The sequence below is a fragment of the Streptomyces sp. KL109B genome (genome assembly GCF_030766935.1).
GTDB lineage: Bacteria > Actinomycetota > Actinomycetes > Streptomycetales > Streptomycetaceae > Streptomyces.
The window spans coordinates 151,109-175,799 of record NZ_JASERL010000011.1 but is presented as its reverse complement, the minus strand read 5'-3'; the positions used below and the strand labels follow the sequence as shown (position 1 = coordinate 175,799).

Genomic DNA, 24,691 nt, shown 5'->3' with positions numbered 1-24,691 from the left:
CCGCACACCGCACACCGCGCACCGACCACGGAACACCTCTCACTGACCAGGGAAGGGGTACGGGGGATGGCCAGGGGAAGTCGGCCGGGCCTGCGCGCAACGGGGAAGCTTCGCACGGCATGGATCGGCGCGGTGGTCACCGCGCTCGTCGCCACGCTCACCGGAGTCGCCCCAGCTGCGCAGGCGGAGGCGGCCATCGTCGCCGACACCGACCCACGCGAGGGCTGGCGGCCCAACAGCGAGCGCGACGAGGGGAATTGGGCCACCGAGCCACCGGCCGCCGCGCCGGGCGGCATCGCGCTGGACCGCTCACTCGGGGCCCGGCCCTCGCACTGGAAGGTGGCCGGAGCCGCCCACGGACTGCGGCTCGACGCGCCGAAGTCGCCGCGGGCCACGGGAGCCGACCTGTCGTGGGGCGCGTACCCCGGCGACGACCTGCGCGAATACCAGGTCCACCGCGCCACGCGGAAGGACTTCGCACCCTCCGCGGAGACCCTGGTGGCCCCCGTCCCCGCCACCACACACCAATATCGGGACCGGTCCGCGCCGCCCGCCGCCGAGGGCCGGGGCACCACGTACCACTACAAGGTCGTCGCGCTGCTCGAAGACGGGCGGCTCCTCGACAGCCCCGCTCGGACGCTGCGGCTGCCGCTGCTCAGCGACCTCCTGAAGCCACCCACGGGCGAGGAGCCCGAGGACGAGCGCGACCCCCAGGACCCCGCCGCCGACGGCACCTACTACCTGCCGGCCACGCCCGCCCGCGCCGTCCCCGGCGAGCGGCAGACCGTCGAGGCGACGCTCACCAACACCACCGACGAGGTGTGGAAGGCCGACGAGAAGGCCCTGTCGTACCGGTGGAGCCTGGGCGGCCACGACGTCTCCAACCCGGTCAACCAGAAGCCGACCGGCCTGCCCAGGGACGTACGGCCCGGGGAGAGCGTCACCTTCGACGCCAGGCTCGCCATTCCCAAGCTGGGCAACCTCCTCGCCTCCCGTGTCACCTACGACCTCGACTGGGACCTGCGGGACCGGCGCACGCACAGCTGGCTCTCGCGCACCGACGACGTGCCACCCTCCAGCCACGAGGTCGTCGTCGAGCGGGCCACCTCCAACCGGCTCGGCCTGGAGAAGTTCCAGTCCTACTCGGGCCAGAACACCGGCGCGAACTCCACCGTCATGGGCAACCTGGCCTCCGGCAACGCCGTCTGGTCGTACAACGCCTTCAACAACCCCTCCCGCGGCTTCAATTCGTTCGCCCGGCTCTCCTACAACTCGCAGGACTTCTCCTCCGGCCCCGCAGGACGCGGCTGGTCGCTCCAGCTGTCATCGCCGCTGCGGCTCGGCAGCCCGCTGCAGTTCTCCCCGCTGCGGGCCCTGCCGCTGAAGGTCTTCATGACGGACGGCGACGGCACGACACACGTCTTCCGCAAGGACCTCAAGAAGCACGAGTGGCGGGCGCCCGCCGGTGTCCACCTCAAGCTCAGAAAGCTCGCCAAGACCTGCCTGCCGCTGCTCTCCCACGAGCGCGAGGCATGGGAGATGGTGCGCCCCGACCGGACCCGGTTCCTCTACGACTGCCAGGGCTACCCCACGGCCATGGTGGACAAGAACGGCAACCGGATGGAGTTCACGTACAAGAAGAAGCTGCTCGGCCTGCTCGGCAAGGAGCTCCAGTACGTGACCGACGCCGACGGCCGGCGCACCATGACCGTCGACTACTGGGACAAGTTCGAACCGTACCGGTACGTCGACGGGGACGGCCGGGTCCGTGAGGGCCGCCTCCTGGTCAACCCGCACATCGCGGGCAAGGTGAAGAGCGTCACCGATGTCTCAGGCAGGCGCATGGACCTGACGTACACCCAGCACGGGCAGCTCGCGCGGGTGGCGGACGGGGCCGGTTCCGCGCAGCCGAAGGTGTTCGCCTTCGACTACGGCAAGGCGTGGGGGCTGCCCTTCCACAAGCTCGACAAGGTCACGGACCCGCGCGGCAACTCCACGAAGCTGGCCTACGTCACACCCCACGACAAGGACCAGCGACACTACTTGGGGAACCTGAAACACGTCACCGACCGGCTCGGCGCGACGACCCGGTACTCGTACGAGGACCCGGACGGCCACAAGGGGCGCACGACCCGGTCCGTGGTGACCGACGCCGAGGGCAACCCCGGCACACAGGTGCTCGACGGCTACGGCCGGCCGGTGCGGATGACCGACGCCAAGCGGCACACCACGACACTCGGCTGGGACGCCCAGAACAATGTGACCCGCCTCGAAGAGGCCAACGGCGCCGTCACCACCTGGAAGTACGACCCCAAGACCGGCTATCCGCTCGAAATGCGGGACCCGGAAGCCGTCAAGAACGGCCGCCCCGCCGCCCGGTTCGGCTACGCCACCGGCGAGGACGGCCACATCGCCGAACTCGCGGGCCGGATCAGCCCCGAGGGCCGCAAATGGCGCTTCGGGCAGGACGCGCGCGGCAACCTGACCTCCGTCACCGACCCCAAGGGTGTCGAGAGCGACGCCGACGGCGACTACACGACCACGCACGCCTACGACGACGCGGGCCGCCTGACGGCGACCACCGACGCAGGCGGCCACACCACCCGCTTCGCCGACTACCACCCGAGCGGCTTCCCGACCGTCACCACGGACCCGCTCGGCAACCGCACCACCAACGCGTACGACGCCCGTGGCAACGTGACCGCGCTGCGGGAGGCCAACGGCGCCACCACCACGCAGACCTACGACGTCTTCGGCCGCCCCCTGGAGAACCAGAAGCCCAAGGACGAGCAGGCCGGGGAGTACCTCACCACCCCGGCCCCGGAGTACGACGCCAACGACAACACGGTCACCTTCACCGCGCCGAACAACGTCTCCTCCCACAGCACCTACGACGCCGCCGACCGGCTCGTCGCCCAGGAGAAACCGCGGGACGAGCCCGACGGGCCGCGCCGCCAAGTCACCTACACCTACGACAAGGTCGGCAACCAGCTCACCGAGACCGAACCCCGGGGCAACCTCACCGACGACCCCGACGACTTCACCACGACGACCCGGTACGACGAGCTCAACCAGCCCGTCCGGATCACCGACGCCGAGGGCGGCCGCACCACCTCCGCGTACGACAGCGTCGGCAACCTCGCCCGGGTCACCGACCCCCGCAAGAACCAGAACGACGACCCCGACGACTACACCAGCCGCTACGGATACGACCTCAACAAGCAGCTGGTGACGTCCACCGACGCGAAGGGCGAGTCGACCGGGACGGTCTACGACTGGGACGGGCAGAAGACCGCCACGACCGACGCCGACGGCAACCGCGTCACCCAACTCCTCGACGCCCGCGGCAAGGTGGTCGAGAACCAGGTACCGCACAGCCGAAGCGGCGACGACATCAAGTACAACCGCACCCGCTTCGAGTACGACGAAGTCGGCAACCAGACCAAGGAGATCACGCCGCGCGGCGTCAACACCCCGGGGAAACCTGATGACTTCGCGTCGCAGACCGTCTACGACGAGCTGAACCGCGTCAAGGAGACCCGCACTCCCTACGACCCGGGCGACGCCACGTACAACAAGCCCGACCGCACCAGCTACAGCTATGACGAGGTCGGCAATGTCACCAAGGTGAGCGCCCCACCGTCCGAGGGGCAGAACGTCCGCAATGACACCACGTACTCGTACTTCGACAACGGCTGGACCAAAAAGTCCACCGATCCGCACGGCATCGTCAGCTCGTACGAGTACAACAAGCTGGGGCAGCAGATCCAGACGACGCTGACCAGCGCGGGCGGTTCGGTGTCCCGCACCATGGACACCGCGTTCTACCCGAGCGGAGCCATGAAGTCCCGCTCCGACGACGGCGTCCCGGTCGGCCTCGACGCCGTGCTCGTCGACAACTCCGACACCAACAACACCGCCGAACAAGGCGATTGGACGGCCTCGCGGCCCGACAAGGCGTACGGGTACAACACGCACAGCCACCCGCGCGGCGACGGCCGGGCCCGCTTCGCCTGGCAGCTCAACATCCCCAGGAACGGCACCTACGAGGTCTTCACCCGCAACCCGAAGACCGAGGGCGCCGCCACCGACGCCACGTACGAGATCGAGCACAAGGACGGCAAGGCGAAGCGTCAGGTCGACCAGAGTGCCAATCCCGGCAAGTGGCGCTCCCTCGGCTCCTACTCCTTCACCGAGGGCGGCAAGCACGCCGTCACCGTCACCGACAAGGCCAATGGCACCGTCCTCGCCGACGCCGTCCGCCTCGTGCGCGACAACTCCGGTGACACCGACCGGGAGTCCAAGGACTTCACGTACCGCTACGACGCCAACGGCAACCGCACCGAGGTCACCGACAACAGCCCCGGCGCCAGGACCGACCGGCACACCATGAGCTACGACGGCGTCAACCGGCTCACCGAGGTCCAGGAACGCGCGGGCGGCGACGTACGGGACACCACGCGGCTCACGTACGACGCCAACGGCAACACACTGACCACGAAGCACGACCTGACCTGGAGCAAGCTGGAGTACGACGCCCTCGACCGGGTCAGCGAGGTCACCAACGCCGACTCCCCGGACGCCGGGGACCAGCAGGTCACCCGCGTCTCCTACACCGACCGCGGCGAACTCGCCCGCCAGGTCAAGCCGAACGGCAACGTCGCCACCTACGACTACTACCTGGACGGCGCCACCCGGCAGCAGACCGAGAAGACCGACGACGGACGCACCGTCGCCCAGCACCGCCTGTCGTACAACGCCAACGGCCACAAGACCAAGGACGTCCTGCGACTCATGGACGCCGACGGCGGCGGCACCAAGGACAACACCTACGACTACGCCTACGACCCGCAGGACCGGATCTCCCGCGTCGACAAGAGCGGCGACTCCGACGCCGCCGAGCGCTACGAGCACGACGCGGCGGGCAACGTCGTCGAGCAGACCACGGACGGCACCACGACCCGCCACAGCTACGACCGCAACCGACTGCTCTCCTCCACGGCCGACGGCGTCTCCTCGACGTACAACTACGATCCGCTCGGCCGCCTCGACACCGTCTCCTCCGCGGGCGAGACCGTCACGAAGCACCGCTACGACGGCTTCGACCGCAAGGCCTCCACCACGACCGGCACCGGGGACGCCGCGCGCACCAAGACCTTCAGCTACGACGCCTTCGACCGCACCATCCGCGAACACACCGACGGCGACGACCCCAAGACCAAGAACTTCACCTACCTCGGCATCACCTCCAAGGAACTGCGCGAACAGACCGAGGGCGGGGACACCAACTCCTTCCAGTACGCGCCCTGGGGCCAGAAGCTCACCCAGGTGAAGAAGCCGGACGGGAAGGACGAGGAGACGGCGCAGTACGTCTACCACCCGCACGGCGACGTCGAGGCGCTGACCGAACGCGACGGCACCACCAAGTCCACGTACGGCTACACCGCCTACGGGCAGAACGACCAGGAGCAGTTCAGCGGCGCCGACAAGCCGGACGAGGACGGACAGGAGAAGGAGGACCCGTACAACTCCTACCGCTACAACTCCATGCGGTACGACACCGCGTCCGGCGACTACGACATGGGCTTCCGCAATTACGATCCGGGCCTCAACCGCTTCCTGACGCGCGACATGTACGGCGGCGCCCTCGCCGACATGAGCCTGACCACCGACCCGTTCACCGGCAACCGCTACGCCTTCGCGGGCGGCAACCCCGTCTCCTTCGTCGAGATCGACGGCCACCTCTTCGGCCTCTCGTGGTCGGACATCGGGCACGGCGCGCTCGACGTCGCCGGCCTCATCCCGGTCGTCGGCGAGGTCGCCGACCTGGGCAACTGCGCCTGGTACGGCGCCGAGGGCAACGCCACCGACGCGGCGCTCTCCTGCGCGGGGGCGATTCCCTTCGTCGGCTGGGGCGCGGCCGGAACCAAGTTCGCCAAGTACGGCGGAAAGGCCTGGGACGCCCTCTCGGGAGGCAAGAAGGCCGACAACGCGGGCGACGCGGCGGGCAACGCGGGCAAGGCCAACGGCGGCAACGGCAATGGCGGAAATGGGAATGGCGGCGGCAATAACGGGGGCGGCAACAACGGAGGTGGCAATAACGGCGGGAGCAATAACGGAGGCAATGGCAATGGGGGCGGCAATAACGGCGGTAGTAACAACGGCGGGAACAGCAACGGGGGAAGTAACAACGGAGGCGGCAACAACGGAGGCGGCAGCAACGGAGGAAGCGGCAACGGCGGTGGCAGCAGCGGTGGTTCCACGGGTGGACCGGCTGCGGCCCCTGCCCCGGCCAAGCAGGCGAAGCCGGAGGGTGACGCCCCAAGTGGCGGCGCGTGCAAGGTCAACAGCTTCGTCGGAGGCACCCGTGTCCTGATGGCGGACGGCAGCGCCGTACCCATCGAGGACGTGAAGAAGGGCGACCGGGTCGCCGCCACCGACGTGGAGACGGAACACGCGAGCACCCGCCGGGTCACCGGCACCATCACCGGCGAGGGCACCAAGAAGCTGGTCGAGATCACCGTCACCGGCGACGACCGCGGCACGGACCGGCACGGCACCGACAAGCTGACCGCCACCGAGGGACACCCGTTCTGGGTGCCGGACGTGGGCCGCTGGGTGGACGCGGGCGAACTGCGGCCGGGGCAGTGGCTGAGGACCGGCAGCGGAACCTGGACCCAGGTCGAGGCCGTCGAGCACACCGAGCGCACGGAGCGGGTCCACAACCTCACGGTCGAGGGCCAGCAGACGTACTACGTGGTGGCGGGCGACACCCCGCTCCTCGTCCACAACGCGACGCCGGCCTCCGCACCCGTCCCCTCCGCACCCGCGGGCGTCGTCTATCTGCGGACCGACATCGCCACCGGCGCCGAGTACGTCGGGCAGGCGAAGAGCTGGGGCCGCTACGTGGCGCGCATGCAGGAGCACAACCGCAAGCGAGGCGGAGCCGGTTACAACTTCGAGGTCCTGGGCAGGGCGAATCCCGGGCAGGCCCTCGATGTGCTGGAGGAGGACTGGATGCGGGCCGGCGGTGGTAAGAGTTCCGTTCCGGGAAGTGTCCTGGAGAACAAGCGAGTGCAGATGAACGACGCCCGCTACAAGGGTGCCGGAGGGTCCGTGTGCTGAGGAGATTCGAGAGCGGCGACGTCCTGACCGTGCCGGTCGGCGAGGGCCGGAAGGCCGTGGCCCAAGTCGTCGAGAAGATGCGGGGGATGGTGCTCCTGGCGGTGTTCCCCGAGCTCTACGACGCCGACGCGGCCCTCGACGTGGGAACCCTCGGACTCGACGAGCCGATCTTCCTCGTGGAGACCATGGACCAGCGCCTCAAGAAGGGCGAATGGCCCGTCATCGGGAACCGCGAGGTGTCGCCCGGCATCCGCGTCCCCGTCTACAAGGTGTGGGTCGAGCCACCGGGCGAGTTCCGCACTCAGGACATCCACGGCAACGTCGGAGACACCATCACCGCGGCGCGGGCCGAGGAGCTGAAGCGCCCGACGTCGTTCACGAACACGGCGGTCGAGGAGGCCATCCGCGGGATGCACGGACTGGCGCCGTGGTACGAGGCGTTCGAGAAGATGGTGTATCCGTGACGCCCCCGGGCGACCTCTTCGGGGCTCAAGACCGCACCGCCGTCCCGCACTTGTCGTCCCCGGCGCCCCGCATCCGCTCGTCCATCGTCGTGCTCCGGTCGTACGGATCCACGGCGGGCCCTTCGCCGGTGGCACGGTCGTCCGTGAACGGGGGCGTGAGATAGCCGTCGTAGGTGTCGCAGCCGGCGTTGGTGGTGTCCAGGCGGTTCGAGACGACGGAGAAGGTGCCCGGCTCGGTCACCACCTTCTCCGGGTCGTCCCAGTTCATGACCACTTCCCGGCGGACGATGACCCGCGTGACACGGCCGTCCGCCGACCCGGCGCGGACGACCGGATACACGTACGTGACATCGGTGGTGACCTCCAGGGCGCCCTGCCCGCCCGCGCGGAACGAGACGCGGCCACGGGTCTTCACCACGTCGCCGACCATCCGCACCCGCCCGGTGTCGAAGCGGCTGAACAGCAGGAGCGGGTTGTACTTCTCGCTCGGCGTGCTCAGCGACCGGTCAAGGAACGTCCGTTCCTTCGGCTGGTGGGGGTTGATGAGGGCGATGGCCTCGGTGGGGCGCTCGCCGCGCAGCACGCCGCGGTCCAGGCTGGACGCGACGAGGAAGTCACGGGACCGTTCGAGCGCCCGCGCCACCTGCGCCCTGGTCATCCAGCCGGTGGCACGGGCGGGCGGCAGGCCGATCCCGGCAAAACCGTCGGCCCAGCGCGCGGCGGGCGAGCCACGGAACGGGTCGTCCAGCGTGGCGCGCCCCGCCACCTCGCTCGGCGGCGGCCCCGTGGGACGCACGCTCTCCGTGGCGAGCGGCGCCCCGGAGCCTGAGTCCGCGTCGTCCCCGAACCAGTTCGCCGGATTCGTCAGCTCCGTCACCCGCGCAGGGGAGAGCGCCACGATCAGCAGGGCCAGCACCGCCACCAGACCGACCGCGTACCAGCCCGACCGCAGGGGCCGCCGGGTCCGCGGCCTGCGCACCCGCCGCACCCGCCGCAGCCGGGACCGCGAGGAGGAAGCGGCAACGGCGGCAGCGGCGTCCTCCTCCCGCAACCGGCGCGTCACCATGCGTGCACGCGCCGACGGCTCCTTCGGCGCGTCCCGGACTCCGTCCTCGGACTCGATGAGGAAGCGCTCCCACTCCTCGTCCGACGGCGACGAACCGCCCCGTATCCCGCCCGCGTCCCCACCCGAAGTCACCGGTGAACTCCCCTTTGTCCCCTACGGATTCCGCGCGTCCGGCCCCTCCCCAGGGCAGACCGCCGACGACGGATAATCGCACACCGCGCGAGCCCGCCCCCACCCACCCGCACACCCCACGCACACCCACCCCCGTCACCGCGTTACCCTGGCCGCTGTACCGGACACGGGGTGCCCCGCCGAGGGCTGAGAACACACCCGTCGAACCTGAACCAGTTCGTACTGGCGGAGGGATGTCTCATGCCTTTGACGCATGTTTCCAGCGGCCCGACCGCCGACCGCGAGGTCGGCGCCTTCGACGGGCGGATGCCCGCGGCACCCGGCGACCTCGGCATCGAGGGGCACGGCATCGAACCCGTCCCCGAGGGCAACCGCTACGGCGGCGCCGGACGCCTGTTCACCGTGTGGTTCGCCCCGAACCTGACGATGACCGGCGTCTTCACCGGCACCGTCGGCATCACGCTCGGCCTCGACTTCACCACGGCGCTCGTCGCCGTCGTGCTCGGGACGCTGATCGGCGCCGTGCCGACCGCGTACCTGGGGACCTGGGGGAGCAGGACCGGCGCGGGGCAACTGCCGCTCGCGGGGCTCGCGTTCGGGCGGGGCGTCGTGCTGCCGGGCGTGCTGCAGTGGCTGTCGTCGATCGCGTGGGACGCGCTGATCGGCCTGTTCGGCGGCGACGCGCTGGCCCGGCTGTTCGGCTGGCCGTTCTGGGCGGGCGTCGTCGTCATGCTGCTCGCCCAGGGGCTGCTCGGCGTCTTCGGGTACGAGGCGATCCACCGCTTGCAGATCGTCATGACGTTCGTGCTCGGCGCCGCGTTCCTGCTCATCGCGTGGCGGCTGCTCGACGGCGTGCACCCGGCGGCCCACGGCACCGTGCACGGCGCCGACCGCGCCGGAGCCATCGCCTTGACCAGCACCGTCGCACTGAGCCTCAGCCTGTCCTGGGCGCCGTACGCCAGCGACTTCAGCCGGTACCTGCCCGCCACCACCTCCCGTACCCGCATGTTCTGGTACACCCTGCTCGGCCTGCTGGTGTCGTTCGTGGTCGTGCAGACGCTCGGGCTTTGGGGCGCCTCCGTGCTGACCGATCAGACGGCGGCCGGGGTGGACGAGCTGCTCGGCGGGGGAGTGGTGGGTGCGTTCGGGCTGCTGGCCGTGGCGCTCGCCGCGCTGTGCAGCAACGCCATGAACGACTACAGCGGCTCCCTGGCCCTCCAGACCATCGGGGTGCGCATCCCGCGCCCGGTGGCCGCCGCACTCGCCGCCGTGCTCGGCTTCCCGCTCGTGCTGTGGATGCACGCCGCCGACACCACCGCGCGGTTCCAGAACGTGCTGCTGTTCGTCGGGTACTGGATCCCCGGTTTCGTGGCGATCGTCCTCGTCGACTGGCGGGCGCGGGCCAAGGAACGCGCGGGTGCGCCGCTCGACCTCGCCGCGGAGCGCGAGCGGCGTCAACCCGCCTGGCCCGCGCTGCTCGCCTTCGCGGCGGCCTTCGCCTCCGCGGTCCCGTTCATGGACACCAGCCTGTACGTGGGGCCGGTCGCGGAGGCCCTGCACGGCGCCGACCTGTCGTACTACGTGGCGTTCCTCGTCGCCGCCGCCGTGTATACGCCGCTGCGGCTGCGGCGGCGCGGCTGACTTCCCACTCTCGTAAGAACCACGGCACCTCCCGCGTTTGGAGTGACACCTCCCATGCCCACCGAGACACCAACCGGCAGCCCCGACCTCGCCGCCTTCGCGGCGCGGGCGCTCGACCGCGTACGGGACACCTCACCCCTGGTGCAGTGCCTGACCAACGCGGTGGTCACCGGATTCACCGCCAACGTCCTGCTGGCCGTGGGCGCCGCGCCCGCCATGGTCGACATCCCGGACGAGGCGGGTCCCTTCGCCCGCGTGGCCTCCGGGGTGCTGGTCAACCTCGGCACCCCGCGCGCCGAGCAGCGCGCCGCGATGCCGGAGGCGGCGCGGGCCGCCGCCGACGCGGGCACACCGTGGGTCCTCGACCCGGTGGCCGTCGGCGCGCTGCCCGTCCGCACGGCGCTCGCCGCGGAGCTGCTCGCGCTCCGGCCCACCGTGATCCGCGGCAACGCCTCCGAGATCATCGCGCTCGCGGGCGCGGGCGGCGGCGGCCGGGGCGTGGACGCGGCCCACGGTGTCGAGGACGCGGAAGCCGTGGCCGACGGACTCGCACGCTCGACGGGCGGCGTCGTCGCCGTGTCCGGACCCGTGGACTACGTCACCGACGGCACGCGCGCCGCCCGTGTCGCCAACGGGGACGCCCTGCTGACCCGGGTGACCGGCGGCGGCTGCGCGCTCGGCGCGGTCATGGCCGCGTTCGCGGCGGTGGACGAGGACCGGTTCGCCACGACGGTCGCCGCCGCCACCGCGTACACCGTCGCCGCCGAGTCCGCGGCCCGGAAGGCGGCGGGACCCGGCAGCTTCGCCGTCGAGTTCCTGGACGCGCTCGCCGCCCTCACCCCGGAGGAGCTCGCGCGGCGGGCGGAGGTGTCATGACGGCCGCCCGTACGAGCCGTCAACTGGCCGACACATCACCCGACTTGTCGGTGTACCTCGTCACCGATCCGGACCAGTGCGCCGCCCTCGGCCGCACCGTGGCGGACACCGTCGCGCGGGCCGTGGCCGGAGGTGTCACCGCCGTGCAGGTCAGGGAGAAGCGCGCGGGCGGACGGGAATTCCTCCGTACCGTCCTCGACGTCGCCGAGGTCCTGCCCGAACACGTCGCGCTCATCGTCAACGACCGCGTCGACGTCTTCCTGGCCGCACGGGCGAGCGGCGCGCGCGTCACCGGCGTCCACGTAGGACAGTCGGACCTGCCCGCCGCCTCCGTACGCCAACTCATCGGCGACGACGCCGTGTTGGGCCTGAGCGCGGCCACCCGCGAGGAGGTGCGCGCCGCCGCGAAGGACCCGGCGCGCGTCGACCACATCGGTATCGGCGCCCTGCACGCCACCCGCACCAAGGCCGACGCCCCGGCGCCGCTCGGCCACGAAGGCTTCGCCGAACTCGTCCGGGGAAGCCCGCTGCCCGCCGTGGCCATCGGCGGCGTCACACCCGAAGACCTGCCGCACCTGCGGGCCGCGGGCGCGGCGGGAGCCGCCGTCGTGTCCGGCATCTGCGCCGCCGACGACCCCCGCACCGCCGCGCGCACCTACGCCGACGCCTGGTCGCACGACCCCCACCCACGTACCCGTACAAGCCCCCGAAAGGATGTCTCCGCATGACCGACGAGACGCCCGCGGTCGCGCCGCCCCGCGTGCTGACCATCGCCGGATCCGACTCCGGCGGAGGCGCCGGTATCCAGGCCGACCTCAAGACGATGCTGGCCCTCGGCGCGCACGGCATGAGCGTGCTCACGGCGGTCACGGCACAGAACTCCCTTGGCGTACAAGGCGCTTGGAGCCTGCCCCTGGAGGCCGTACGCGCCCAGTACCGCAGCGTCGTCGACGACATCGGCGTCCAGGCGCTCAAGACCGGGATGCTCGCCGACCCCGACATGGTCGTGACGGTCGCCGAGCTGCTGTCCGACGCACCCGCCCCGGTGGTCGTGGACCCCGTGAGTGTGTCGAAGCACGGCGACCGGCTGCTCGCCGACGACGCGGTCGACGCGGTACGCGAGCGGCTGCTGCCGGTGGCGACGGTGGTCACGCCGAACCTCGACGAGGTCGCCGAACTCACCGGTGTCACCGTGGCCGCGCAGGCGCCGGAGCGTGACATGCGGCGCGCCGCCGAGCGGCTGCTCGGGTACGGGCCGCGCTGGGTGCTGGTCAAGGGCGGTCACCTGCCGGGCGAGGCGGTCGACCTGCTCACGGACGGCACCAGCGAGCACTGGCTGCGCTCCCCGCGCCACGACAACGCCCACACCCACGGCACCGGCTGCACCCTCGCCTCCGCCGTCGCCGTCGGCCTGGCCCAGGGTCACCCCGTACCGGAGGCGGTGCGCAGGGCGAAGGAGTACGTGACCGGGGCCATCGCGGCGGGGTTCGCGCTGGGCGCCGGGATCGGCCCGGTCGACCACGGGTGGCTGTCGCGCGGGCAGGCGTGACACCGGCGAAGGGGAGGGTCCGATGCCTCGGGCCCTCCCCACGACACACCAGTGTCAGACGCGGTCCGCCGCGATCAGCAGGTACTGGAACGAGCCGTCCCTGTACGAGTTGATGAACGCGTCCTCGATGCCCGTGACCAGCGACGACGTCGCCCGCAGCTCCCAGTAGGGCAGCGTGTCGGGGGTGAGGTCAATGACGGTCTGCGGGACGAGGCGGTTGTCGGCCATGGCGCGCAGATACTCCCGGCGGGAGTGGATATTGCACTCGAAGTGCGCGTTGATCTGGGACACCCACTTCGACGGCTGGCCGTAGCGCGGGTTCCAGCAGCCGGTGATGGTCACGTACCGGCCGCCGACCTGGAGGATGCGGGAGTGCTCCGCGAACAGGTCGTGCAGGTCGACGTACATGGTCGACTCGTTGTTCCACGACGCCGAGATCTGCCCGGTCTCGAAGGGCGTCGCCAGCATGTTGCAGACCCGGGCCCGGACGTGGTCGTCGATGCCGAGCTCCTCCGCACGGCCGTTGGCGAAGTCGGCCTGCTTGGCGGAGAGCGTGACACCCTCGACCTGACACCCGAAGCGCTGGTGTGCCATCACCATCGAGCCACCACGGCCGCAGCCGGCGTCCATCAGGGTGTCGTCGCGCCCGATGTCACCGAGGTTCCCCAGGAGGAACGAGGCCTGCGCCGACTCCAGGCGGTGCAGCTCGGCGATCAGTTTCTGCTCGTTCGCGTCGTCCGACGCGCCACCGAGCGCGCTGTGGTCGACCGCGCCGATGCCGTAGTGGTGGTGGTAGAGGCCGTCGACATCGCCGAGCCGCAGGTTCACCGGCCGGGCCTCGCCGTCCCAGTAGCGTGCGATGTCTCCCTGGTAGGGAGTGGCGGGTTCGGGAATGTAGAGCGACGTGCCGTTGGCGGTGAGTTCGGTACTGGTCACGAAGGGGTCCAATCTCTTACCAGAAGTCGGGCAGGCTGTAGCGGTAGGTGTTGTTCTGGTGCCAGTGGTGGTTGCCGTCCACCCACGCGGCCACGCCCCGCAGGAAGCGCTGGACGCTGGGCAGCGGGCAGGCGGCGGCCAGTTCGGCGGCCTCGGACTCGAAGGCGTGCATGAGGTCGTTGTGGACCTCGACCGCCTTCAAATAGGCCTCCCGCTCGGAGAGGTCCTCCCGTTCCGCGATCACGACCGGCAGATTCAAGTGCCGTCCAGGGGCGTCGAGTTCCTTCGTGTACGAGTACAGATCATTGACGATCGTCGTCGCGTTCCCGGCGAGCGCGATGACCTTCTGCATGTCCGGCCGGGCGTGCAGATCGGCCGGCAGTTCGTAGCCGCCGACGGTGTCGGTGATGGTGGGACAGGGCCGGAAGTTGTTGAACTGGCGCATCGCCAGGTACTCCCACACCTCCGGTACGTGGTCCTGCTCGGCCCAGGCGGCCTCGGCGAGGTACCCCATGTGCAGCCGGGCCATGTCGTGCCGGTACCGGTCGGCCTGCGAGGCGCTGCCCGCCTCGACGAAGTACGCCATGGCCGAGGTGTACGCGCGCCGGGGCGCGTCCGCGTGCAGCGAACTCGCCCACCGCGGCTGGTACTCCGCCGTCGTGTACAGCGGGTCGAGGGCGGTGTGCGCGAGCAGCAGGCGGGAGCCGAGGCCCACGGGCGAGCCGCCGTGGTCCTCGCAGTAGCAGTCGTCCAGCGCGTTCTCGGCCACCATGAGGCGGGTCGCGATCATCACGTGGTCGACGGTGGGCGCGTCGGGGTGGCAGCCGACCATGTAGCTGCCCACGGAGAAGCCGTCGAACTCCTCCTCCCAGTCGTCCGGGTACAGGTCGACCTCGTCGAGCGCCCACGCCTTGATCCGACGGCTGACCTCCTCGACCCGTACGGGATCGGGGTCGGGGACCTGGTGGTGGTACAGGCCGGGGACGGGCCGGCCCCGCGGGGCGTCGGCCGCCCGCTCCGCGGCGGCTTGTGTCGGGGGTTCGGCGGGCGGCGGGGCAAGCCGCAGGCCCGCCGTGCCGAGACCGGTGGGGCCGCTCAGCAGCCGGTCCAAGTCGCCGTGGGTGAACGGTACTTCGGTGTCCGTCGGAGGTGCGGCCGGTGGCGCGGCGTCGGCGAGGACCTGCGGCCCGAAGAGGGAGCCCGCATCCGGCGGGCCCGGCAGGCCGGGCGGGTCCGGCCGGCTCGGCTGCGGAGGTGTCGGCTCGGGCGGTGGCATCCGAGACTCCTTTACCTGCTGGGTTGGCTGCCGGACTACCTGCGGGACTACCTGCCGGGCCAGCGGCCGATCTGCACGTTCTCCAGCACACCGACCGCGTCGGGCACGAGGATCGCGGCGGAGTAGTACGTACTGACGAGGTACTTCGTGATCGCCTGGTCGTCGATGCCCATGAACCGGACCGAGAGCCCAGGCTCGTACTCGTCCGGCAGCCCCGTCTGGTGCAGCCCGACGACACCCTGGTTGTCCTCGCCGGTACGCATGCAGAGGATCGAGCTGGTCCGCTCCTTGGTGATCGGGATCTTGTTGCAGGGCAGGATCGGGACCCCGCGCCAGGCCGGGACGCTCTGGCCGCCGAGATCGACGTGGTCGGGGTAGAGCCCGCGCGCGTTGAACTCGCGGCCCATCGCCGCGATCGTGCGGGGGTGTGCCAGGAAGAACTTCGAGCCGCGGCGGCGGCACAGCAGCTCGTCCAGGTCGTCCGGGGTCGGCGGGCCGGAGTGCGGCTGGATGCGCTGCTTGAAGTCGGCGTTGTGGAGCAGGCCGAACTCCCGGTCGTTGACGAGCTCGTGCTCCTGCCGTTCGCGCAACGCCTCGATGGTCAGCCGGAGTTGTTCCTTGGTCTGGTTCATCGGCTGGTTGTAGAGGTCGGCGACCCTGGTGTGCACCCGCAGGATCGTCTGGGCGACCGAGAGTTCGTACTCGCGGGGCTTCGACTCGTAGTCGACGAACCCACCGGGCAGCTCCTGCTCGCCGACGTGACCGGCCGACATCGGGATCTCCGCCTCGCCCCGGTGGTTCTGGCGCCGGCTCGCGCGCGCCTTGAACTCCTCGATGTGCGCCCGTAGTTGAGGCGCGGAGTCGGCCACGGCCGCGAAGTCGGCGTGCGAGAGGGTGAGGAGGGTGCCCGAGGTCTCGGCGACCGCGGTCTGCTCCCAGCGGGCGTCGTCGGTCAGCAGGGCGTGGTCGCCGAACCGGTCGCCGTCGGCGAGCACGTCGAGCGCGACCTCGTCGCCGTACTCGCCCTCGGTGAGCTGGCTGATCCGGCCATGGGCGATCAGGTGCAGGCGGTCCGCCGGGGCCCCGCGCTCCACGAGTGTCTCGCCGGCCCGGAAGTCGCGCTGCACGCACCGGTCGGCGATGGCGGTCAGCACCTCCACGTCGTCGAAGCCGCGCAGCAGGGCCAGTTCGCCGAGTTCGCGGGGGATCACCCGGACGTCGGCGCCGTCCTGGACGAACTCCACGCTGCCGTCGCCGACGGTGTAGGCGAGGCGGCGGTTCACCCGGTAGACACCGCCCTTGGTCTCCACCCACGGCAACATCCGCAGCAGCCACCGGGAGGTGATCTCCTGCATCTGCGGGGCGGACTTGGTCGTGGTCGCGAGCTGGCGGGCGGCCGCCGTGCCGAGGCTGGTCTGCCGGGGCGGGGACTGTGGCGCTTGTGGGGCCGATTCGGTGGCGTCGGTCGAGTCAACTGTCATCGGAGGAGGGCTCCTTGGTCGGGCTATGGCACGCGCACCTGGGCATGACCGTGCAACAGGTGAAGAAATCCTGCTATCTGTAGCGAACCCCTCCGGATCCGCCCGAACCCTCCTGGATCCGTCCGGACCCGTTCGGATCCGGAGTCACCGTAGGGTCCTTCGCGCCCGCCGGGCCAAGGAAAGTCGGTGACATTAGCTCGATAAGCTGATCGGGCCCGCCCCGTGTTTGAGCGGACACCGACGGAACTTGGCCGCGTTGTGACAAGGTCGCCGATCGAACGGCTGACCTGGCGCGCCCGGTTCGAGCCCGCGCCGCCAAGGCGTCTCGCGCGCGCCGTAAGGCCAGTTCACGGTGCCCGTACGGCCCGGTGGCGGGGCCCGCCCCCGGCCACCGCCACCCCAGATGCCACGCCTGTTCGAACATCACGTGGGCGCCGACCGGCATGCCTCGGCCAGTCGGCGCCGAAGGGGCGTTGCGGACTCCGTGCCGCGCGCGATATACGCCCCGGAGCGCCCCGGTCCGCCGCCGTGCCGGGGCGCGCGTCAGCCCCCGTACACGTCCTCTACGTAGCGGCCTTGCGCCATGAGTTCCGTGAGCCACGCCTCGGCCGCGGGCTCGTCCGCGCCGGGCGTGCGCTCGCGGTACAGCGCGCGGAACGCGGCGCGTACGCCGGGAGCCATCCGGGCGCCGTCCCCGCACACGTAGACCCGAGCGCCCGCGTCGAGGAGTCGGCCGAGCTCGGTGCCCTCGGCGGCGACGCGGTGCTGCACGAAGGCGTGGCCGTCGGTGGGTGCCTCGCTGTGCACCGGCCGCAGCGAGACCGCGCCCGCGGCGTCGGCGGCGCGCAGCTCCTCGGCGTGCAGGAAGTCCCGCTCGGGGTGGTCGCAGCCGAAGTAGAGGACGGCGGGCGGCAGTTGGGTACCGCGTGCGGCGAGGGCGGCCCGTTCGGCGACCACCGCGCGGAACGGGGCGAGGCCCGTGCCCGCCGCGACCATGACGACCGGCTCGGCGGTGTCCGCGTCGATGCGGAAGGCGTCGCGGCAGGGCTGGACGCGGCCGAGTACCGTGTCGCCGGGCTTCAGGGACGCCAGGTGGTGCGAGCCCGTGCCGCGGTGCCGGCCGGTGCCGGATGCGGCGGGGGCGTCGAGCACGGACACCATCAGGTCGACGTGGCCCGGGAGTTCGGCCGCGCTGGACGACACGGAGTAGTGGCGCGGGCGCAACGGCGGCAGCAGCCCAAGGAGTCGGTCCCAGCCGAGGGCGCCGCACAGCGCAGGGTGGTCCTCCACCAGCTCCACGAACGTGCGCGGGTCGTCGGCGTCAAGGGCCCGCAGCGCGGCGGCCTCGGGCGGGCACGGGTTGGCGGCGGCGAGCACCGCGACCTCGTCAGGGCCCGGCCGGTGCTGCAACTCGACGTGGTACGTGAGCAGTTCACGCGCCGTCAGGGGCCGGTCGACGGGGAGGGCGTCGCGCCGCGGCCGGGCGTCACGGATGTCGAGGACCGCCCCGGGGTCCAGACCGAGGCCCTTCAGCGCGCGGTCGACGAGCCCGTCCTCGTGCGCGGGCAGCACCGCGAGATGGTCCCCGGTCCGGTACGACACACCGTCCGGCAGCGCGAGCCGCACGAACCGCTTGACGCGCGGGTGGCCGGGCGCGGTCAGGTCGCGAGCCTCCGTCACGGTCAGCGGCGCGAGCCCGTGACGGGCGGCCGCGGCGTCCAGCGGCCCGCCGGTGATCTCGCGGATCTCGTACGGGGATGTGGGCTCGGCGGGCGTGTTCGCGGCGGTGGCCTCCGGGTCCCCGTACCGCTCCAGGAGCGAGGTGCGCAGGTCGGCGGTGAACGCGCGGACGGTGCCGCCCAGGTCGCCGGAGGCGTCGGCGGCGGCCCGCGCGCACAGCCGCTCGGCGCCGAGTTCGGACAGGCGCTCGTCGACGCGGGTCGGCACGTGCTGGTAGGTGGCCGCCCAGTTGCGGTCGCCGACACCGAGCACCGCGTAGGTGACACCGTCGAAGGGGGTGCCGGTGGCGTCGAGTCCGGCGACGAACTCCCCGGCGTCGTCGGTGGGCCGACCGTTGTAGGAGGAGGCGACGACGACCACGGGCCGGTCGGCCGGCAGCGCCCCCGCGTAGGCGTCCAGCGGCGCCACCTCGGTCTCGCAGCCGAACGCGGCGGCCTCGTCGGAGAGTTGGGCGGCGAGCGCGGCGCAGGTGCCGTAGTTGCTGCCGTGCAGGAACAGGGCGCGGGTGCCGGGGCGTACCCGCACCGGAAGTGTGTCGCCCGACGGGCCCTGCGTGTCCTGGGCCGTGGCCCCGGGCAGGGGTGTGTGGCGGCGGTCGGCCCCGGTGCGCCGGGCGAGGGCGAGGGTGAAGCCGTCCGGCTTCAGCGTGAGGGTCTCCTTCACGGAGAGCTGGTAGTCGGTGTGGTCGACGAGCCGGTAGCGGTGCACGAGCATCGCGAGCAGCATCGTCGCCTCGTGCAGCGCGAACTGCCGCCCGATACAGGCCCGTTCACCGGTGCCGAACGGTTTGAACGCGTGCGGGGAGCGCGCCGCCTCAGCCTCCGGCGTGAACCGGTTCGGGTCGAATCGCTCGGGGTTGTCACCCCACACCGGCTGCCGGTGCAGCATCGCCGACAGCACGGTCACCCCCTGCCCCGCGCGCACGGGCACGCGCCCGCCGAGCAGGGTGTCCTCGCGGGCCTCCCGGCTGAACGCCGCGGCCGTCGGCCACAGGCGCAGCGCCTCGTTGAGCACCTGCCGGGTGTAGGTGAGCCGCCCAACCTCGTCGAAGTCCGGCTCCGGGTCGGCGGTGTCACCCCACAGGGCGTCCACCTCGCGGCGTACGAGATCGAGGACGGCCGGATTCTTGGCGAGGTAGTACAGGGCGAAGGACATGGCGCCGGACGTCGTCTCGTGCCCGGCGATCAGGAACGTGATGACCTGGTTGCGGATGTTCGCGGTGTCCAACGTGCCGCCGTCCTGCGGGTGTTCGGCGGTCAGCATCAGACCCAGCAGGTCGTCGGTGTGCCGCTCCCCGCTCTCCACCCGCGCGCTGATCACCTCGTCGACGACCTGCGCGAGATAGTCGGCGTCGGCACGGAACGCGGCGTCGGCGGCCTCGTAGTCACCACCCGGCACGCGCGCCAGGCGCGTCATGCTCCACTCCAGACAGCGCACCATCGCCTCCACGAACGGGTGCGGCTCGCTGCTCGCGAAGGAGGCGAAGTCGTAGCCGAATCCGGCGAGTCCGATGGTGTCGAGCGTCATGCGGGTCATGTCACCGGGTACGTCGACGGGGGCGCCGTCGCGGGCGGCGCGGTCCCAGGACTCGACGAGGCGGCGCGCCACCCGGTACATCACCGGGTGGTACGTACGCATCGAGCCGAGCGCGAAGGCCGGCATGAGGATGTCGTGGGCGCGCGACCAGTTCGGCTCGTCGTTGTACGCGGTGAACAGGCCGTCGGCGGCGAACTCGCGGACATTCCGCAGCGCCGGGCCGACGTTCTTGCTGAAGCGGGACTCGTCGGCGAGCTCGGTGACCAGGTCGAGGTCGGCGACGAACAGGGCGTCCCGCCCGTGGATGCGCCGCACCAGCAGCGGACCGTGCTCCCGCATCAGGCCCATGACCTGCTGCAGAGGCCCGGGTCCCAGACCGGTGCCGGTGACGTCGACGACGGGCACGCCGGCGCGGGCGTACGCGGAGTCGTCGGGGCCGTCGTGGGGTGTGGGGGAGGCGGGTACGGAGTCCGGCATGGTGGGGCGTGCCTTTCGCTCGCGGAGGCGGGAGTCTGCGGCCTCCAGCTTGATCCGCCGCCCCTGCCGGTCGGGCCCGCCGCACTACATGATTGTGTAGTGGCTGACGGTGCATCGGGACTTGTGCCCGGGTGCCGGACGTGGCAGGCCGACGGGTACGTGTGGTGGGAGGCGGGGCGCTGGTGGAGAGCGGGGACGGGGTGGTGTGGCGCAATCGCGCGATGGTGCTCTTCGACCGGATCCCGATGCCTGTCGCGGTGTGCGATCCGCACGGCACCGTACGGCTGGTGAACGCCGCCTTCGCCCTGGAGTGGGGCACCACGGCGGGCCGCCTCAAGGGCCGCGCGATCCTCGACCTGTTCCGGCCCGTCGACGCGGCGCAGGTCGACCGGATCGCGCAGGCGCAGAAGCAGCGGCGCCGCTCGCGCTACACGGTGGCGGTGGCCTGGCGCGGCGGCGACGGGGTGTGCCGCAGGGGCGAGTTGATCGTCGACACGGTCAGCGACACCTCGGACCGGACGCCCGACCTGCTGGTGACGGTACGCGTCGGCGATGTCGCGGCGCCCGTGTCCGAGCGCCCGCCGTCCGCCGCCACCGCGCCGCACCCCCAGGAGGCCCGCATCCTGGCCCTGCTCGCCGCGGGCGCCACCACCGCCCGCGCCGCCCGCGAGACCGGCCTGACGACGGACGGAGTCACGTACCACCTGCGCCAACTGTCGCGCCGCTGGGGCGCGTCGAACCGGACGGAGCTGGTCGCGCGGGCGTACGCGGAGGGGGTGCTGGTGGCGGGGGTGTGGCCGCCGAGGGTGGCGTCCGCGAGGTGACCGCGCGACACGGGGCGGCCGGGCTCTGAGCGGCGCGCGGGGCGCGGTGTGGGGGTCAGCCGGGCGTGTCCGTGAGCTGCGTGCCGACCACCGCAAGCAGCTCCAGCTTGTCCGCGCTGTCCGTGCCCAGTGCCGGTGTGAACCACAGCAGCCGCTGCCGGCCGTCCTCGCTGAACAGGTGGAGGCAGTTGACCTCCAGCGTGCCGAGCGAGGGGTGGTTGATGCGCTTGGAGTCGTTGCGGCGCACCCGCACCTCGTGCCGGTCCCACAGGTCGGCGAACTCCGGTGACCGTGTCCTCAGCTCCTCGATCAGCGTGCGGGCCTCCGGATCCTTCGCGTCACGGCGCGCCGCGGCGGCCCGCAGATCGGCGACGAACGAGCGGGACTGCGCGTCGTGGTCCTCCTCCGGATAGCGGCGGCGGGCGCCGGGGTCGGTGAACCAGCGGTGGACGAAACTCACGTTGGCGCCGCTGTGCACCGAGTCGTCGCCGAGGAGGGCGACGGCGAGCGGGTTCTGCACGAGCGTGACGTGCAGGTCGGTGATGACCTGCGCAGGCGTCGACGTGAGCCGGGTCAGCAGATCCAGCATTCCGGGGTGCACGTGCGCCTGCGGCCCGCCCTGCGACGGCAGCGGCCGGTCGGCGAGGCGGTACAGGTAGTCGCGCTCGTCCGACGTCAGGCGCAGCGCGCGGGCCAGCGCCGCGAGCATCTGCTCCGACGGCTGGGAGCCCGCGCCGCGCTCCATCTCGTTGTAGTAGTCGACCGACGCGCCCGCGAGCTGCGCCACCTCCTCGCGGCGCAGTCCCGGCACCCGGCGGCGCGGGCCCGCGACGAGGCCGACGTCCTCGGGGCGGATGCGCTCGCGGCGGGAGCGGAGGAAGGCGCCGAGTTCGGTGTATTTGAGGGAAGCCACCCCCCGATTCTGCGCGATGGCCGCCCGCCGTGGGGCCGCTGACCCAGGGGATGGCATCCCCTGGCACACGTCGCGCGGGCCACGCATCGTAGGACACATGAATCACCACACCGACAGTCCCGCAGACACCAACGCCACCCGCCGTGTCGCCGTCGTCACCGGCGGCTCGCGCGGCATCGGGCGCGCCGTGTCCGAGCGCCTCGCCCGCGACGGCCTGACCGTGGCCGTGAACTACGCGGGCGACACCGCGGCCGCCGAGGAAACGGTCAAGACGATCACCGCGGCGGGCGGCCGGGCGATCGCGGTCCGGGCCGACGTCGCCGACGAGGAAGCCGTGTCCGCCCTGTTCGACCGGGTGGAGGCCGACTTCGGCGGCGTGGACGTCGTCGTGAACTGCGCCGGGCGGATGTCGCTCTCCACCATCGCGGACCTCGACCTGAGCGTCCTCGACTCCCTGCACCGCACCAACATCCGCGGCGCGTTCGTCGTCGCGCAGCAGGCCGCGCGCCGGCTGCGGGCGGGCGGGGCCTTCGTCGGCTTCTCGACCTCCGTCGTCGCGACCCAGTTCCCCACGTACGGCGCGTACACCGCCAGCAAGGGCGCCGTCGAGGCGATGACCCTGATCCTCGCGCGCGAGCTGCGCGGCCGGGACATCACCGTCAACACGGTCGCGCCGGGACCCACGGCCACCGACCTGTTCCTCGACGGCAAGACGGACGACCAGGTCGCGGCGCTGACCAAGGCGCCGCCGCTGGAGCGCCTCGGCGCGCCGGACGACATCGCCCACGTGGTCGCCTTCCTGGCGAGCGCGGAGGGGCACTGGGTCAACGGCCAGATCCTGCGGGCGAACGGCGGCCTCGCCTGAGAGCGACCGCCCGCCGATCCACCCACCCACGTGAAGGGAACGAACCCCATGCCGTACGCCAACCTCAAGGTGCCCGCCGACACACTCACGGCGGAGTCGAAGAAAAAGCTCCAGGACGCCGTCACGGACGCGTTCGCCGACGTGTACGGCGAACGCGCCCGTGCCAATACCCTCGTGATCCTCGAAGAGGTCGCCGACGGCGGTTGGAGCCTCGGTGGCACCGTCCTCAACGCCGAGCTCCTCGGCCGCAGTTGAGGCCCATCCCGTGGTGCCCGTGGTGACGGCGGCGGCTACACCGGGCTCTCGCCCGAGCCCAGCTCCACGTCCTTCGTCTCCTTCGAGCACAGCAGCGCGACGAAGGTGAGGACGGCCATCGCCGACAGATAGACGCCGACCAGCCACGGCGAGCCGTCGCCCGCCTCCCACAGCGCCACCGCGATGAAGGGGGCGACGGCCGCGCCGAGCACGGAGCTGACGTTGTACGAGATGCCGGATCCGGTGTAGCGCACGGACGTCGGGAACATCTCCGGGAGCAGCGCGCCCATCGGGCCGAAGGTGAGGCCCATCAGCGTGAAGCCGAGGACCAGCCACAGGACGACGCCGAGCGTGCCGAGGCCGATCAGCGGCACCCACACCAGGCCGAAGACGAAGATGCAGGCCGTGATCCAGGCGAGGGTCTTGCGACGCCCGAACCTGTCCGCCAGCGGGCCGGAGACGAGCGTGAACACGGCGAAGAACAGCACACCGAAGATCAGCATCAGGACGAACGTCGTGTAGCTGTAGCCGAGTCCGGGCACGGCGGCGTCCGTGGCGGCGCGCCCGTAGCTCAGCGAGAACGTCGTCATCAGGTAGAAGAGGACGTACGTCGCCAGCATCGCGAACGTACCGAGCAGCAGCTGCTTCCAGTGGTGGCGGAAGACGGTGGCCAGCGGCAGCTTGCGGACCTGCTTCGTCTCCTGCGTCTTCGTGAAGACCTCGGCCTCGACCAGGCGCATCCGCACCCACAGGCCGATCGCGACCATCACCGCGGAGAACAGGAACGGGATCCGCCAGCCCCACGAAAGGAACGCCTCGGAGGGCTGCGAGGGGTCGGCGCCCGCGGCGGACGGCAGCAGGGCGGCGATGACGAGGAACAGGCCGTTGCCGACGATGAATCCGAGGGGCGCGCCCAACTGCGGGAACGTGCCCCACAGTGCCCGCTTGCCGGGCGGCGCGTTCTCCGTGGCGACCAGCGCCGCACCGCTCCACTCGCCGCCGAGCGCGAAGCCCTGCGCGAGCCGCATCAGGACGAGGAGCGCGGTGGCGACCCAGCCGATCGACCCGTACGTGGGCAGCACGCCGATGAGGAACGTGGCGATGCCCATCGTCAACAGCGAGACGACGAGCGTCTTCTTGCGGCCGAGCCGGTCACCGAGGTGCCCGAAGAACGCCGCGCCCACCGGCCGCGCCACCATCGCCGCGCCGAATACGGCGAACGACGACAGAAGCGCCGTCGTCGGGTCGCTGCTGGGGAAGAAGAGCGCGGGGAAGACGAGTACGGCGGCCGTCGCGTAGACGTAGAAGTCGTAGAACTCGATCGTCGTCCCGATGAGGCTGGCGATCAGGACCCGCGAGCGCGGGTTGACCGGCGCGGCCGGTGACGGGCCGGAGGCGGGGGACGGCGCGGCGGACGTGGCAGGCGCCGAACCGGTGGCAGAAGCGGACATCTCGGGTCAATCCCAGGGGTGTTGCGGTGTGTGTCCGCCGACGTTCACGCGTCGGCGACCCTCGTACCGGTCGGACGGTACGAG

Annotated in this window: 16 protein-coding genes and 1 riboswitch; of the genes, 9 read left to right on the top strand and 7 right to left on the bottom strand. The window is 71.5% G+C overall.

Annotated features, from left to right (window positions below):
* Window positions 1-66 precede the first annotated feature (66 nt).
* Window positions 67-7,125, top strand: coding sequence for a polymorphic toxin-type HINT domain-containing protein (locus RBJ65_RS31355; protein WP_306319994.1), 7,059 nt, complete (start codon window positions 67-69; stop codon window positions 7,123-7,125).
* Window positions 7,119-7,589, top strand: a complete 471-nt coding sequence (locus tag RBJ65_RS31350) for an Imm26 family immunity protein (protein ID WP_306319993.1) — start codon at window positions 7,119-7,121, stop codon at window positions 7,587-7,589. Before RBJ65_RS31355 ends, RBJ65_RS31350 begins: the two co-directional genes overlap by 7 nt.
* A gap of 25 nt (window positions 7,590-7,614) precedes the next feature.
* Here the strand turns inward: RBJ65_RS31350 and RBJ65_RS31345 are convergent, their stop codons facing one another.
* The gene (locus RBJ65_RS31345) at window positions 7,615-8,787 is read right to left on the bottom strand and encodes a hypothetical protein (protein ID WP_306319992.1); all 1,173 of its coding nucleotides are present in this window, start codon (window positions 8,785-8,787) and stop codon (window positions 7,615-7,617) included.
* 157 nt (window positions 8,788-8,944) lie between these two features.
* Window positions 8,945-9,038, top strand: a riboswitch (TPP riboswitch).
* On the opposite strand from RBJ65_RS31345, the gene RBJ65_RS31340 reads away from it, so the two are divergent.
* The 4 genes from RBJ65_RS31340 to thiD all read left to right on the top strand — a co-directional run bounded on the left by RBJ65_RS31340 (window position 9,028) and on the right by thiD (window position 12,853).
* Window positions 9,028-10,428: a cytosine permease gene (locus RBJ65_RS31340; protein WP_306319991.1), complete on the top strand. Its 1,401-nt coding sequence runs from the start codon at window positions 9,028-9,030 to the stop codon at window positions 10,426-10,428. Its footprint overlaps the riboswitch before it by 11 nt.
* A 54-nt stretch (window positions 10,429-10,482) precedes the next feature.
* Window positions 10,483-11,304, top strand: a complete 822-nt coding sequence (thiM, locus tag RBJ65_RS31335) for a hydroxyethylthiazole kinase (RefSeq protein WP_306319990.1) — start codon at window positions 10,483-10,485, stop codon at window positions 11,302-11,304.
* Window positions 11,301-12,032, top strand: a complete 732-nt coding sequence (gene thiE / locus RBJ65_RS31330; RefSeq protein ID WP_306319989.1) for a thiamine phosphate synthase — start codon at window positions 11,301-11,303, stop codon at window positions 12,030-12,032. The genes thiM and thiE overlap by 4 nt, the downstream gene beginning before the upstream one ends.
* The gene (thiD, locus tag RBJ65_RS31325) at window positions 12,029-12,853 is read left to right on the top strand and encodes a bifunctional hydroxymethylpyrimidine kinase/phosphomethylpyrimidine kinase (protein WP_306319988.1); all 825 of its coding nucleotides are present in this window, start codon (window positions 12,029-12,031) and stop codon (window positions 12,851-12,853) included. The genes thiE and thiD overlap by 4 nt, the downstream gene beginning before the upstream one ends.
* 54 nt (window positions 12,854-12,907) lie before the next feature.
* On the opposite strand, the gene RBJ65_RS31320 is transcribed toward thiD, so the two are convergent.
* From RBJ65_RS31320 to RBJ65_RS31305, 4 genes are all read right to left on the bottom strand, one after another.
* Window positions 12,908-13,789 carry a geranyl diphosphate 2-C-methyltransferase gene (locus RBJ65_RS31320; RefSeq protein WP_306319987.1) on the bottom strand — a complete coding sequence of 294 codons (882 nt, stop codon included), beginning with the start codon at window positions 13,787-13,789 and terminating at the stop codon, window positions 12,908-12,910.
* A gap of 16 nt (window positions 13,790-13,805) precedes the next feature.
* The gene (locus RBJ65_RS31315; protein ID WP_306319986.1) at window positions 13,806-15,065 is read right to left on the bottom strand and encodes a family 2 encapsulin nanocompartment cargo protein terpene cyclase; all 1,260 of its coding nucleotides are present in this window, start codon (window positions 15,063-15,065) and stop codon (window positions 13,806-13,808) included.
* Between the two features lie 47 nt (window positions 15,066-15,112).
* Complete coding sequence (locus RBJ65_RS31310; protein WP_306319985.1) at window positions 15,113-16,546, bottom strand: family 2B encapsulin nanocompartment shell protein; 1,434 nt, start codon at window positions 16,544-16,546, stop codon at window positions 15,113-15,115.
* A gap of 543 nt (window positions 16,547-17,089) precedes the next feature.
* Complete coding sequence (locus RBJ65_RS31305; protein ID WP_306319984.1) at window positions 17,090-20,299, bottom strand: cytochrome P450; 3,210 nt, start codon at window positions 20,297-20,299, stop codon at window positions 17,090-17,092.
* A 221-nt stretch (window positions 20,300-20,520) separates the two neighbouring features.
* Between RBJ65_RS31305 and RBJ65_RS31300 the strand changes: the two genes are divergently transcribed.
* Window positions 20,521-21,123 carry a PAS domain-containing protein gene (locus RBJ65_RS31300; RefSeq protein WP_306320140.1) on the top strand — a complete coding sequence of 201 codons (603 nt, stop codon included), beginning with the start codon at window positions 20,521-20,523 and terminating at the stop codon, window positions 21,121-21,123.
* 55 nt (window positions 21,124-21,178) lie between these two features.
* Here RBJ65_RS31300 and RBJ65_RS31295 read toward each other — a convergent pair whose 3' ends face one another.
* A complete protein-coding gene (locus tag RBJ65_RS31295; protein WP_372341307.1) occupies window positions 21,179-22,093 on the bottom strand; it encodes a helix-turn-helix transcriptional regulator in 915 nt (304 codons plus the stop codon).
* 40 nt (window positions 22,094-22,133) lie between these two features.
* Between RBJ65_RS31295 and RBJ65_RS31290 the strand changes: the two genes are divergently transcribed.
* Together RBJ65_RS31290 and RBJ65_RS31285 are read left to right on the top strand one after the other, a co-directional pair.
* Window positions 22,134-22,901 (top strand): SDR family oxidoreductase, encoded by a 768-nt coding sequence (locus tag RBJ65_RS31290; RefSeq protein ID WP_306319982.1) that lies wholly within the window; start codon window positions 22,134-22,136, stop codon window positions 22,899-22,901.
* Between the two features lie 48 nt (window positions 22,902-22,949).
* Entirely contained in the window at window positions 22,950-23,156 is a 207-nt protein-coding gene (locus RBJ65_RS31285) for a tautomerase family protein (RefSeq protein ID WP_306319981.1), read from the top strand.
* Window positions 23,157-23,191: 35 nt separating this feature from the next.
* On the opposite strand, the gene RBJ65_RS31280 is transcribed toward RBJ65_RS31285, so the two are convergent.
* Entirely contained in the window at window positions 23,192-24,607 is a 1,416-nt protein-coding gene (locus tag RBJ65_RS31280) for an MFS transporter (protein WP_306319980.1), read from the bottom strand.
* Between the last annotated feature and the right edge of the window lie 84 nt (window positions 24,608-24,691).

Coding starts and splice junctions, on each gene's coding strand:
- thiM (WP_306319990.1), top strand. CDS start 10,483: ATGCCCACCGAGACACCAACCGGCAGCCCCGACCTCGCCGCCTTCGCG.
- thiE (WP_306319989.1), top strand. CDS start 11,301: ATGACGGCCGCCCGTACGAGCCGTCAACTGGCCGACACATCACCCGAC.
- RBJ65_RS31300 (WP_306320140.1), top strand. CDS start 20,521: ATGGTGCTCTTCGACCGGATCCCGATGCCTGTCGCGGTGTGCGATCCG.
- RBJ65_RS31340 (WP_306319991.1), top strand. CDS start 9,028: ATGCCTTTGACGCATGTTTCCAGCGGCCCGACCGCCGACCGCGAGGTC.
- RBJ65_RS31355 (WP_306319994.1), top strand. CDS start 67: ATGGCCAGGGGAAGTCGGCCGGGCCTGCGCGCAACGGGGAAGCTTCGC.
- RBJ65_RS31295 (WP_372341307.1), bottom strand. CDS start 22,093: ATGCCATCCCCTGGGTCAGCGGCCCCACGGCGGGCGGCCATCGCGCAG.
- thiD (WP_306319988.1), top strand. CDS start 12,029: ATGACCGACGAGACGCCCGCGGTCGCGCCGCCCCGCGTGCTGACCATC.
- RBJ65_RS31290 (WP_306319982.1), top strand. CDS start 22,134: ATGAATCACCACACCGACAGTCCCGCAGACACCAACGCCACCCGCCGT.
- RBJ65_RS31305 (WP_306319984.1), bottom strand. CDS start 20,299: ATGCCGGACTCCGTACCCGCCTCCCCCACACCCCACGACGGCCCCGAC.
- RBJ65_RS31315 (WP_306319986.1), bottom strand. CDS start 15,065: ATGCCACCGCCCGAGCCGACACCTCCGCAGCCGAGCCGGCCGGACCCG.
- RBJ65_RS31310 (WP_306319985.1), bottom strand. CDS start 16,546: ATGACAGTTGACTCGACCGACGCCACCGAATCGGCCCCACAAGCGCCA.
- RBJ65_RS31285 (WP_306319981.1), top strand. CDS start 22,950: ATGCCGTACGCCAACCTCAAGGTGCCCGCCGACACACTCACGGCGGAG.
- RBJ65_RS31280 (WP_306319980.1), bottom strand. CDS start 24,607: ATGTCCGCTTCTGCCACCGGTTCGGCGCCTGCCACGTCCGCCGCGCCG.